10 protein-coding genes are annotated in these 12001 nt (G+C 44.5%); 4 read left to right on the top strand and 6 right to left on the bottom strand.

Annotated elements, in window-relative coordinates:
• Positions 1-151: 151 nt before the first annotated feature.
• The gene (locus ACE1CD_RS29060; RefSeq protein ID WP_374827013.1) at positions 152-1240 is read right to left on the bottom strand and encodes a potassium channel family protein; all 1089 of its coding nucleotides are present in this window, start codon (positions 1238-1240) and stop codon (positions 152-154) included.
• 90 nt (positions 1241-1330) lie between these two features.
• Here ACE1CD_RS29060 and ACE1CD_RS29065 point away from each other — a divergent pair, with 90 nt between their 5' ends.
• Positions 1331-2008 (top strand): potassium channel family protein, encoded by a 678-nt coding sequence (locus tag ACE1CD_RS29065; RefSeq protein ID WP_374796923.1) that lies wholly within the window; start codon positions 1331-1333, stop codon positions 2006-2008.
• On the opposite strand, the gene ACE1CD_RS29070 is transcribed toward ACE1CD_RS29065, so the two are convergent.
• Positions 2005-3654, bottom strand: coding sequence for a cation:proton antiporter (locus tag ACE1CD_RS29070; RefSeq protein WP_374796921.1), 1650 nt, complete (start codon positions 3652-3654; stop codon positions 2005-2007). The two genes, ACE1CD_RS29065 and ACE1CD_RS29070, sit on opposite strands and share 4 nt — an antisense overlap.
• 115 nt (positions 3655-3769) lie before the next feature.
• On the opposite strand from ACE1CD_RS29070, the gene ACE1CD_RS29075 reads away from it, so the two are divergent.
• A complete protein-coding gene (locus tag ACE1CD_RS29075; protein ID WP_374796919.1) occupies positions 3770-5050 on the top strand; it encodes an aspartate aminotransferase family protein in 1281 nt (426 codons plus the stop codon).
• 133 nt (positions 5051-5183) lie between these two features.
• On the opposite strand, the gene ACE1CD_RS29080 is transcribed toward ACE1CD_RS29075, so the two are convergent.
• The 4 genes from ACE1CD_RS29080 to ruvC form a co-directional block, all read right to left on the bottom strand.
• Positions 5184-7529, bottom strand: a complete 2346-nt coding sequence (locus tag ACE1CD_RS29080) for a PAS domain S-box protein (RefSeq protein WP_374796917.1) — start codon at positions 7527-7529, stop codon at positions 5184-5186.
• A gap of 252 nt (positions 7530-7781) precedes the next feature.
• The gene (locus tag ACE1CD_RS29085; RefSeq protein WP_374796915.1) at positions 7782-8408 is read right to left on the bottom strand and encodes a chemotaxis protein CheC; all 627 of its coding nucleotides are present in this window, start codon (positions 8406-8408) and stop codon (positions 7782-7784) included.
• On the bottom strand, positions 8408-8773 hold the full coding sequence (locus ACE1CD_RS29090; protein WP_190470245.1) for a response regulator: 366 nt from the start codon (positions 8771-8773) through the stop codon (positions 8408-8410). The genes ACE1CD_RS29085 and ACE1CD_RS29090 overlap by 1 nt, the downstream gene beginning before the upstream one ends.
• A gap of 460 nt (positions 8774-9233) precedes the next feature.
• Positions 9234-9719: a crossover junction endodeoxyribonuclease RuvC gene (ruvC, locus tag ACE1CD_RS29095; protein ID WP_374796913.1), complete on the bottom strand. Its 486-nt coding sequence runs from the start codon at positions 9717-9719 to the stop codon at positions 9234-9236.
• Positions 9720-9919: 200 nt separating this feature from the next.
• On the opposite strand from ruvC, the gene yvcK reads away from it, so the two are divergent.
• Together yvcK and tsaE are read left to right on the top strand one after the other, a co-directional pair.
• Positions 9920-11299 (top strand): uridine diphosphate-N-acetylglucosamine-binding protein YvcK, encoded by a 1380-nt coding sequence (gene yvcK, locus ACE1CD_RS29100; RefSeq protein WP_374796911.1) that lies wholly within the window; start codon positions 9920-9922, stop codon positions 11297-11299.
• 21 nt (positions 11300-11320) lie between these two features.
• Positions 11321-11800: a tRNA (adenosine(37)-N6)-threonylcarbamoyltransferase complex ATPase subunit type 1 TsaE gene (gene tsaE, locus ACE1CD_RS29105; RefSeq protein WP_374796909.1), complete on the top strand. Its 480-nt coding sequence runs from the start codon at positions 11321-11323 to the stop codon at positions 11798-11800.
• Positions 11801-12001 lie beyond the last annotated feature (201 nt).

Here is a 12001-nt window from a genome sequence, read left to right on the forward strand (position 1 = left end):
GTATATGTTACAGATAGCTGGGATGGTGGGTTACGGCACGGGAACTTAATTATTGGTTGAAAGTGTTGAAATTATCGCCCGTGCCTAACCCACCCTACGATTAAATAAGTTTTTATTATCACCACAACAACGGGAGAGCCCAATAATGCTTTTACGTATGTTTGGGCAATCGCAATTTCTTGGAAGTAATGGGACTTAAAACTTGGTTGAGAGAACGCAATTGTTCGGCAGTACCCATACAAATCATCGCATCCCCTGGCAATAAAAGGGTTTCGCCAGTTGGCCCACCGATGAGGGTGCCATCGGCGCGACGAATTGCTAAAACTAAAGCACCGGATTGCGATCGCAATCTCGCCTCCCTCAAACTTTGTCCCACTACCGGACAAACATCGGCATCGAGGCGAAATTCCTCCATGTAAAAAGATCTGTCGCTACCGGTTAAAATGCCATCGACAAAATCCATTACTTGGGGTCTGAGTGCGGCAGCTGCCATGCGTTTGCCACCAGTAATATAAGGAGAAACTACCGCATCCGCACCGCCGCGCTGCAATTTTGTCACCGCTTCTTCCGTACTGGCGCGGGCGATCGTTCTGACATTGGGATTGAGCGTTTTTGCCGAAAGAACTGTATAAAGATTTTCTGCATCGGAAGGAAGCGCCGCCACCAAACAAATTGCCCGTTCTATCCCAACTCTTACCAGAGTTTCATCCAGCGTGGCATCCCCTTGTACGGCAATGTAACCCATCTGCTGAGCGGCTTGCACGGATTCCGAATTGGAGTCGATCGTCAGAAAAGGAATACCTTCTGCCTCAAATTCTAAGGCAATCTGACGCCCGGTGCGTCCAAATCCACAAATAATGTAGTGTTCTGTAAGAGATTCCACCAAACGTCGCTGTTGTTGAAGTCTTCTTCCTTCTTGGAAGTAACCTTGAATGAGAGCTTCTGTAAAGCGATTAACAATATAACCAATGCTAATCACACCCATCCCAATCAAAACGATCGTAAACAATCGTCCTCGATCGCCTAAAGGATTGATTTCGCCAAAGCCAACGGTAGCCAGGGTACTTACGGTCATGTAAGCCGAATCTAACCACCGCCACCCCTCAACAAAACGATACCACAACGTACCGCACAAAAACACAAGAGCGAGGGCGATCGCACCGACAATCAATTCTTGCCGGAGGCGTTGATACTTGCGCTCGATATCTGACTGAGAATCGAATGAAGGGCGTTGGCTCACGTAAGTAGCAACTTTTTCTAAAGAGTTTGATAATACACAAAGGCAGTTACACAAACACTATATTCAATCTAATAGTAAAGGAGATCGGGAATGTATGTATTAATTGGTGGAGCCGGACTGATCGGCATAAATCTGGCTCAAAGGTTAGTAGAACTGGGACACACCGTTGCTGTAATTGATATCGATCCTAATGCTTGCCGTTACGCTCGCGAACAAGTGGGAGCAATGGCTTTTGAAGGTAGCGCGGTAAACACAGAAGTACTTTTGGAAGCGGGAATTCGCAAAGCCGATTCTATTGCTGCTGTATTGCGGAACGATGCCTTAAATTTGGCAATGGTTACTCTTGCCAAACACTACGGTGTTTCCCACATTATCAGCCGAATGCGTCACCGCGATTTTGAGCAACCGTTGCGCTTAGCTGGGGCGCATCATGTTATCAGTACGATCGACTTAGCTGTTTCTACAATGGTGAATGCGATCGAATATCCGGAAGTCGAATCGATGATGCACTTCGAGCAAGGTCAAATCGAGGTCTTAAAGCTGTCGATCCCACAAAAGTGCAACGTTGTCGGACGCAGTGTAGCTGAAATCGCTCAAGATGCTCGTTTCCCCACAGGTTCTCTAATTATTGGTTATCAAGCACATCCGCATATGGATTTAGCAATTCCCAACGGCAGTACTGTGTTAGAATCTGGTTCAACGGTTTTGGTTGTCACCAAGCCAGGTTCCTTACATCAAATGATCGATTTTATGGAAGGTTGCCGTTAATCGTCTTCCAGTTTTAACAGTTGCTCGTCAATAGTTTGTATCCTGGTTTGCACGATTTCTTCTGAGAGAATTCGTTTCCGCAATGCTTCGTTCAAGGCACCTTTTTCTGCCAATAACAAACGCCGACGAATGGCATCGAGTTTGATGCGATCGTTATTAGTAGCCGCAAATTCATCCGGACGGCGATTGTATAAATCTCGCAGTGCCTTTTCTGCGGCTGCTACTTTTACTTGATAACTCGATCGCATTTCTTCATACACAGATTTTGGTAATACTCCCGCCTTCAATAAACTATCCAATTCATCTTGGGCTGCCTTCGCAGTCATCAGTTGAGCTTGCAATTCCTCCGTTTGCTGACGAAACTCTGAAAATTTCACTAACTGCAACCTTCGCACCAGCCAAGGCAAACTCAAACCTTGCCCTACCAAAGAGAGAAGAACTGTACCGAATACTAACGCGATTAGCCCTTCTCGTCCTGGAATTGTTGCAGGTAAACTAAAGGCAAGCGCCATTGAAAGCGAACCTTTAATATTGCCCAAAAATAGAACGTGCTGCCAGCGCAGAGGTACGGGGCGATCGAACAAATGCACCCCAGCTAACAAGGGATACACCGATACAAATCTACCCACTTGGTAAGCCAAAATAGCGAGCAAAACTCCTGGCAAAGTTTGCCAAAGAGTAATCAAATCTATTTCTATACCAATCAGCAGAAAAATAAATGTATTGACACCAAAACCCGCATATTCCCAAAAGCTGAATAAAGTGATGCGACTGGAAGCAGAAACACTACCGGAAAGTCCGAAGTTTCCCACAATTAATCCGGCTACAACTACTGCCACAACACCGGATACGCCCACAACTTGTCCGACCTGAAAAGTTCCTAATGCTACCGCAACTGTTAGTAAGATACTGCTGAGAGGATCGTCCAAACGTACAAATAAACCTACACTCAAATAACCCAAAGCTATTCCTACGAGACTGCCGCCGACAATTACCAAAAATAAATCTTGGATTCCCTCCACAAAAGTTATCGATCCGGTTGAATGAACTTTCAAAATTAAACTGAAGAGAACGAGGGCTACACCATCATTAAATAAACTTTCTCCTTCTACAATTGTGGATAGTCGGGAAGGTACGGATACTTCTTTAAAAACGGCAATTACCGACACCGTATCGGTAATGGCGAGGATCGTCCCTATCAGCAGCGCCGGTATCCAACCCAACCCCAGCCCCAGTTTTAACAATAGGGAAGTAACTCCAGCTGCGATCGCCACACCTGGCCCAGCTAAGAGAAGGATCGGTTTAATCGTGCTTCGCAGGCGGCTGATATCGGTATTTATTGCCGACTCAAACAGCAAAATCGGTAAAAATAGATTCAAAATCAGCGAAGAATCCAATCCGACGCGACGTGGTAAGAACTCCGCGATTGCCAAACCTGCGAGAACCAAACCCGTGACATAGGGCAAACGAAACTGCCGAGATAGCAGCGCCACGCCTGTGGCAACTAGCAGAAGAACAATCAGAACAATGACTAACTCTGCAAACCTTCCTTGATGTCCTTGGCCTGTAGAGTTTAAACTTGCTAGGATAAAGTGTTGCGGAAAGTACGATAATACTACTTTCTCTGAGAATACAATACCGTACATAAGGTTTAGGTTATTGGTATAAGCTGCTGTATTGAAATAGCAGTTTTACATTAATCTGCCTTAAAATTCCGTACCACAGCTTTTCAAAAAAGCTCGAATATTAAGGATTGAGTCAGTGAGCATAGAAACTCTCGTTGAAAATCCCCACATACCCGCAGAGTCAGCACCTGTACTGTCTGCCCCGTTTGACCCTGCCAGTTTTGATGACTGCGTGATGACAACTTACGGGCGGTTCCCCCTAGCGCTGGAGAAGGGAGAAGGTTGTCGCGTTTGGGATACCGCAGGGCGCGAATATCTGGACTTTGTGGCGGGAATTGCCACTTGCACTTTGGGACACGCCCACCCAGCTTTAGTGGAAACGGTAACTCGCCAAATCCAGACGCTGCACCACGTTTCTAATCTGTACTATATTCCCGTACAGGGTCAGCTGGCGCAATGGTTGGTAGAACATTCCTGTGCCGATCGCGTATTTTTCTGCAATTCGGGTGCAGAGGCAAATGAAGGGGCGATCAAATTGGCTCGGAAATACGCCCATACGGTCTTAAAAATCACCAATCCGGTAATTTTGACGGCGCACGCCAGTTTCCACGGGCGCACGTTGGCGACGATTACAGCCACGGGTCAGCCGAAATACCAAAAGAACTTCGATCCGTTGATGCCCGGATTTCACTATGTACCCTATAACGATATCGAAGCGCTCAAGAATGCGATCGTCGATATAGATACAGGCGATCGCAGGGTTTGTGCTATCCTCCTGGAAGCATTACAGGGAGAAGGCGGCGTCCGTCCCGGAGATGTGGAATACTTCCAGCAAGTACGCCAAATTTGCGATGAAAATGGCATTCTGCTGATTCTCGACGAAGTGCAGGTAGGCATGGGTCGCAGTGGCAAGTTCTGGGGATACGAAAATTTAGGGATCGAACCTGATATTTTCACCAGCGCCAAAGGATTGGGTGGCGGGATTCCGATCGGTGCTACTTTGTCTAAGCAATTCTGTGCTGTTTTCCAACCTGGGGATCACGCCAGTACCTACGGTGGCAATCCTTTTGCCTGTGCGGCTGCCCTTACCGTTTGCCAAACTTTAGAACGGGAGAATATTCTGCAAAATGTGCAGGATAGGGGCGAACAATTGCGGACGGGATTGAGAGCGATCGCATCTAAATATCCTAACCATATTGTTGAAGTGCGCGGCTGGGGTTTGATTAACGGTATGGAGCTAAAATCAGATATCGAACTAACTTCAGTCGATGTGGTAAAAGCTGCAATGACTGAAGGTTTATTGCTCGTTCCCGCCGGCCCCAAAGTCCTCAGATTTGTACCACCTTTGATCGTCTCTGCTGCGGAAGTCGATCGAGCTTTACAAGCCGTAGAAAAAGCTTTGGCTGCTTTAGTATAAGCCAGTTTTACCTCTCCCCCAAACCCTCTCCTAAAAAGGGAGAGGGAGAGTCGGGAAGAGAGAAAAGTCAAAATTCAAAAATTGCTCTTTTTCTCTCTTCCCTAGCTCCTAATCCCTCACCCCCAGACCTAGCTTAGGCTAAAACTCGGCTAATAGTTTTTAACCATTCCTGCGTCGTGTAAGGTTTCGCTAAAAACGTTTTAACTCCCAGCTTTTCAACCGATTCTACCATTGTGCTGGAAGCCAGTCCGCTACAAGCAATAATCTTGACAGAAGGGTTAATTTTTTGTAATTGACGAATAGTACTTAAACCGTCCATAGACGGCATCATCATGTCCAGCAGCACAACGCTAATTTTATGCTTATGCTTTTTATATAACTTGATTGCCTCAACGCCATTACCAGCATTGAGAACCCTGTAGCCATATTTTTCCAAAATAGTTTTGTTAATCACTTGGATATCAACTTCATCATCAACCGAGAGAATCATTTCTCCTTGACCTCTGGGAAAGTCTACCTGTTCTGCTTCCTGTATTTCACTTTCCTTTATTGCTGGCAAATACACTTTAAATTCAGTACCCTTCCCTACCTGGCTATTCACTTTTATGAAACCACCGTGACTTTTCACGATACCAAGTACAGTTGACAAACCAAAACCAGTGCCTTTTCCGATTTCTTTTGTTGTAAAAAAAGGTTCAAAAATCCTATCTATTATTCTTGGCTCGATGCCAGTTCCAGTATCTAAAACACTTAAGAGAATGTAAGGGCCTACCTTTGCGTCTATATTCATCCTCGCAAATTTTTCGTCAATAAAAACATTTTCCGCAGATATATTCAGTTCGCCGCCATCTGGCATAGCATCGCGAGCGTTTAGACAAAGATTCATTAAAACTTGATCCAATTGTGTGGGGTCTCCGCAAACAGTCCAGAGGTTTTGTGGAATATCAAGCTGTAATTTTATTGTTTTAGGAAATATTTGTTTGAGAATATGCTTGAGTTCTGCGATCGGGTGTCCTATATTTAAAATTGTACGTTTTCCCTCCATTCCGCGTGCAAAGGACAGCAATTGCTTAACTAGATTAGCTCCACGTTTAGCGCTTGCTTCGACAATATTCAGCAAATGCTGCCGTTTTTCCAGTGGAACTTCCATTTTTAGAAGAAGTTGAGCAGCTGCCAAGATGGGGGTGAGGATATTATTCATATCGTGTGCGATACCAGCAGCAAGATTACCGATGCTTTCGATCCGCTGGATACGTAAAAATTGAGTTTCTAGTTGTTTCTTTTCTGTAATGTCGGTATTAACAACAAGTATTGATTGCAGATTTTGTCTCTCATCTTGTACAAGAGTCCAGCGGCTTTCTACAGTTACTTCGTTGCCGTATTTAGTAATTTGATGCAGCTCGCCATGCCACTCGCCTTTTTCAATAATTGTTGACAGAGCTTCTTCAAGTTGAGGAGAGGCAATTTCAAATAAAAGTTGATTGGCATTTTTGCCGATTGCTTCTGCTGCTGTCCATCCATAAAGCTTTTCAGCGCTTTTGTTCCAGAATAATATTTTGGCATTTAAATCTCGAACTAAAATAGCGTCTGTGGTGATATCAATGAGCGCTGCTTGCTCTCGTAATTTTTCTTGAACTTGTTTATCCTCAGTGATATCGTACCAAGCTCCCACTATTTCTTGCACGTTTCCTTCTAAGTTCAACACCAGTTTCATTTCATCCCGCAGCCATCGATAAGTACCATTTTTGTGGAGGAAGCGGTATTCCAATACGCAGTATTTATCTTCAAACATTTCGGGTGCAAGTGGCAGAACTCGCGATACATCTTGGGGATGAATGCAATCTATCCAGAAGTTATTATTTTCAGTGAAATCTTGCGGTTTATAACCCAGTTTTGTACTGACATTATTGCTGACAAAAGTAATGGTTTGAGCCTGAGAAAACTTGCGGGTGTAAATCACTGCTGGGTTAGATGAAAGCAAATGCTGTAAGCGTGCGTAAGTTGAAAGAAGTGCTAATTCCGTTTGTTTGAGAGCCTCAATTTGGTGTTGCAATTCTGCTTCGTATGCTACCCGTTCGGTTACGTCTTCTATAACGGTGATTGTACCGATAGCGCGACCTTGCTCTATCAAAGGTGCGATACGAGCGCTTTGTAGCATATGAGTTAATATGCTGTTGTCGATCCTGGGTGATATGGGTAGTAAATAACCGTGCAATCGTTGGGATAGCAATACTACTTGACCATCCAAAGCCCGATCGTAAAAACGATCTAATCGACGCTGGGTTAGTTCGGGATACACCTCTAGTAAATTGCGTCCTATGATTTCTTGAGCGCTCGTGCCACTGTGGATTTCGAGCCAATGGTTCCAGCTTAAGATCTTTAGTTTGGCATCGGTTGTAAAAATACCTTGGTCTGCTTGATCGTTTAACCATTGCAGCATGACTTCGTTTTGTTGTAATTTTTGATTTCTAAGGTTCATAATTAAGGTTGATTTTAAAATTTTTGCAATTCTTAAAATACAAGAAACTTTGGTTATATTTCAAAAATATGACTATACTAGGCAAAATACTGCGAACAATAACAAATATCGATTTAATCAGGGTGTAAGTTAATAAACTGTCTTCTCAACTACTTAACAGTCCTCTGGTTTGGAAAAAAGTTAAGTATAGTGAAAATTTTTATTCTTTTGTAAAGACTAAAGTTGTAAATCTAGGGCTAGACTCATTTAGGTTTAGCTTTCTTTAAGTGGAACATCTGACCATCTGTCGATCGCTTCCATCAAGCAGTCCAACGATGCCACACCCAACACTATTACTAGATAACTATTGACCGAGTTATCGCGCAAGCGGAATCCTGTATAAATTACCATACCATAACGCAATTCTTCCTTCCCAATCACAAGGGAATTCAGCAGTCCATCTAATGCTTCGAGGTGCAAACGCGGTACTGAGAAAGTAATTTGGATTTCCAGCACATTACCGAACATACTCAGACAAGCGTTCAATAAGATATTACCGACCTCGGTCAGTACCTCGCTTGCAGATGCGTCCAGGCGATGGGTCAGAAAAGCAGTATTCGGTGTTAACAACTCGGTCAGTATGACGGCATCCTCATAGTTCAAGAGCAAAAGTGCGTTGCCGGAAACAGGGCCAGTAAAAATTTGCTGTACGGTTGCGACTTCACCTTCAACGACGCTGGCGAGATTGGTAGCTAAGTCCCGGATCGGATGGATATAAACCTGCGGAACTTCTAGTAATACGCGATAACCTGTCAGTTCTGATAGGGAAGCGGCGGTGCGGGCAAAGCTTATATTTATCAGTTCAGTTAATGCGTCTTGTTGTTGTTCTGTAAGTAACATTACGAACCTCTTTCCAGTACTGCATTGACAATTTCCAGTACATGAGCAGCAACAAATGGTTTATTGATAAAGGCACGCGCCCCTACTTGCTTAACCGTTTTCTGGGTGAAAGTCTGAAGATCGGCACTGGCTACTATCACCTGCGCTGACCTATCCAAGGAGATTAATTTTTCCAGCACCTCCGTTCCTGTCATCCCGGCCATGACCAGATCGAGTGTTACTAAGTCGGGGTGTTCGAGAAAATAAAGCTCGATCGCTGCTATCCCGTCAGATGCCTCAATAATTTGATGTCCCTCTAGTTCTAGTATGGCTTTTAGTATCCGACGGGATAAGCTTGAATCATCCACAATTAGGATTTTAGCCATTACAATACCTCTAAAATTGCTGCGGCCCTATGATTGCAGCGGCAACAATAACATTTATTACTACTATATTACGGTTAGATTCAGAGAAATTTACGTATTATCTATGGCAAAAAATGGCTTTATTGATAAGGTTGCTCAATACAGCCAAACCAGATTGTCTATTAGTTTTGTGTTTTTAAAGAAGTTTTAACTTATTTCAAGTATTTTTGCTTATATTGTATTTTTGTAAATAAAAATTATGTTTGTCTTCATTTAAACTACAGAAGCAAACGTATGCCCTATTTTTCGGATTTTAAATTTTATATTTTGGATTTGTGAAAATATTGCTAACTGAGCAATGAAGAATTTTAAAATATGGCAAATTTATAACCAAAGGATATGATGTGTCTATAAATAGAAGATTGCTGTTTTTTGCGAAAAAGGAGCAATTAGTGCCTTAAAAATCTTCTCAGGCAGGAGTTTAAGCAGCCCGATCGAACCATGCAGTTAAGGCTACTGCCAGAGCGTCCGCTGCATCGTCCGGTTTGGGAATATAATCTAAATTTAACTCCCGCGCCACAGACTGCTGCACGTCATACTTATCCGCATTGCCCATGCCGGTCAGCGCCTGTTTTATTTGTGCTGGCGTAAACTCTACTAATGGTAGTTTATGCTGAGCTAAGACTAACATCAGTACACCTCGCGCTTGGGCTACAGCAATGGTATTTCCCATGCGATAAAAAAATAGTTTTTCGATCGCCACCAGATCCGGCTGCCACTGCTGTATTAATGTATGCAAATCTTCATAAATTATGTTGAGTCGTTCTCCGATGTCTAGATCGGATGAAGTTTTTATGACTCCAAAGTCTAGCAGGGTCGCGGGAGTTTGCTGTAGCTTTGGGCAAATAATGGCCCCAAATCCAACTATTGCCAGCCCTGGGTCTAATCCCAAAATTCGCTGCTCCATAAGAAAATCTCACCCAGATATCGCTGTGTGCAACATGAATCTTATGGCATACAAGCTTAGGGTTGATCGATCGCCAATAACTCTGGTAACAAATACCTAGTTGAACATACTGCTTAAGTGGAGATCTTAGCTCGATAACCTCAAAACTTCTATTATACACTTGTCTGACGAACCTTTTGAATACCTCGCCCAAATCATCTATGTCCCTCAGTTTATTCAAACAAGCCCTTCTTGTGCTGTCCCACGAGTCACGAAGTCGCACTCCCCAGCGAGTCAATACATGGTTCAAATGGTTGGCTCCTGGATTGTTGGTGAAACGCTGGTTGCTTTTGAGCGCAGGCGGTGTTTTGCTCACCAGTCTGGGGTTGGCCATCTGGATAAAGCTAACTCCCATTTATCGTCTCATTCAGCTGATCAACGACATCTTAGAAAAGGTTGCTTCCTTCTTTCCCAGCTATATCAGCGGCCCGCTCGTGGTAGCTTTCGGTGTGCTGTTTATTCTGTGGGGACAGACTCGCAGTTTCAATGCTATTACGGAAGTTCTCAAACCAGCAGGAGATGAAGAACTGATCGATATGCTGCTGGCCCATCGCCGCCTCAATCGCGGCCCGAAAGTTGTGGCGATCGGCGGCGGTACTGGTCTTTCTACTTTGCTGAGAGGTTTAAAAACTTACAGCGCCAATATTACAGCTGTTGTGACGGTGGCGGATGATGGCGGTTCTTCTGGGCGTTTGCGCCGGGAAATTGGCGTGCTGCCGCCTGGGGATATTCGCAATTGTTTGGCGGCGCTAGCAGATGAGGAAAAGTTATTGACGGAGTTGTTTCAATATCGCTTCCGCGCTGGGGATGGTTTGGTCGGTCACAGTTTTGGTAATCTGTTCCTGACGGCGATGAGCGAAGTTACTGGGGATTTGGAACGAGCGATCGCTGCCAGTTCCAAGGTTTTGGCGATCAGAGGACGGGTACTACCGGCGACGCTTAGCGATGTCCGTTTGTGGGCTGAGTTAGCAGACGGACGCCGGATTGAGGGAGAGTCTAAAATTACGGAAGCTAAAGGAAATATTGTCAAAATTGGTTGTATTCCCGCCAATCCTCCCGGTTTGCCGAAAGCTTTGCAGGCAATTCGCGAAGCGGATTACATTATCATTGGCCCAGGTAGCCTCTACACCAGTGTAATTCCCAATTTGTTGGTGCCGGAAATTGCAGAAGCGATCGCACAACGACAAGTTCCCCGCATCTACGTTTGCAATATCATGACTCAGCCTGGGGAAACTCAAGGATACACTGTTTCCGACCACATCCGAGCTATTGACGAAGCCTGCGGTAAGCGATTGTTTAATGCAGTATTGGTGCAGCGGAAATCACCCTCGGCTAACGCTCTGATTCGCTACGCACAAGAAAATTCCTATCCCGTTTTCCTCGATCGCGAGGCAGTCGCGGAGTTGGGGCGTAGAATTGTGTTGGCGAATGTGATGGATGAGGATAAAAATACGGCTTTGGTGCGCCATAATTCTCAGCGGCTAGCGCGGGTGTTGCTGCGCTGGTACAGTCGCGCTCAATCCCAACCAGTTGAATTTTAAATTTTAGGTTTTCGATAGAAAATGGTCATAGAACCGCAGGCAATTCGTCTTTCTGATGCTGAGGCGACGCGATCTTTGGGTCGCGCTTTGGGTCAGTCTCTACAAGCTGGTAGCGTAATTTTACTGGAAGGAGATTTAGGTGCTGGTAAAACTACTTTAGTTCAAGGTATTGGGGAAGGATTGGGCATACTAGATGCGATCGTCAGCCCTACTTTTACATTGGTGAATGAGTACCCAGAAGGAAGATTGCCTTTGTATCACTTGGATTTATACCGTTTGTCACCGACAGAAGTCGATTCTTTGCACCCGGAAACATTTTGGGAAGGGGTCGAAGTGCCTTTGGGAATTGTGGCGATCGAATGGTCGGAACGATTGCCATACAAGCCGTCTAGCTACCTGTATCTTTCTCTTGCTTATCGGGAAGATGGCAGTCGTCAGGCTAACATTGCATCGTTCGGTGAATTTAACTTAAATCTTCTCACATTACCAACCATTAGTTAATTGCTGTTCTAGGGGTTAGGTTTGTATTGAAAATTCTTCTGGATCTGTGCCCCCATTTACCCCTGACGGGGCGACAACTATAGCTCAAAGGTAGACTGGATAAGCATTTCGGCGCGATGACCTCGTTGATAATAAGGTAATTTATGAGGACTTAAAGACATTAATTTAGCAGTTTGTTCACTAAATAAATCTAGAGATTCC

It is taken from the genome of Aerosakkonema sp. BLCC-F183 (assembly GCF_041929145.1).
Taxonomy (GTDB): Bacteria; Cyanobacteriota; Cyanobacteriia; order Cyanobacteriales; family Aerosakkonemataceae; genus Aerosakkonema.

Coding starts and splice junctions, on each gene's coding strand:
- ACE1CD_RS29080 (WP_374796917.1), bottom strand. CDS start 7,529: ATGAACCTTAGAAATCAAAAATTACAACAAAACGAAGTCATGCTGCAA.
- ACE1CD_RS29070 (WP_374796921.1), bottom strand. CDS start 3,654: ATGTACGGTATTGTATTCTCAGAGAAAGTAGTATTATCGTACTTTCCG.
- ruvC (WP_374796913.1), bottom strand. CDS start 9,719: ATGGAGCAGCGAATTTTGGGATTAGACCCAGGGCTGGCAATAGTTGGA.
- ACE1CD_RS29065 (WP_374796923.1), top strand. CDS start 1,331: ATGTATGTATTAATTGGTGGAGCCGGACTGATCGGCATAAATCTGGCT.
- yvcK (WP_374796911.1), top strand. CDS start 9,920: ATGTCCCTCAGTTTATTCAAACAAGCCCTTCTTGTGCTGTCCCACGAG.
- ACE1CD_RS29085 (WP_374796915.1), bottom strand. CDS start 8,408: ATGTTACTTACAGAACAACAACAAGACGCATTAACTGAACTGATAAAT.
- ACE1CD_RS29090 (WP_190470245.1), bottom strand. CDS start 8,773: ATGGCTAAAATCCTAATTGTGGATGATTCAAGCTTATCCCGTCGGATA.
- tsaE (WP_374796909.1), top strand. CDS start 11,321: ATGGTCATAGAACCGCAGGCAATTCGTCTTTCTGATGCTGAGGCGACG.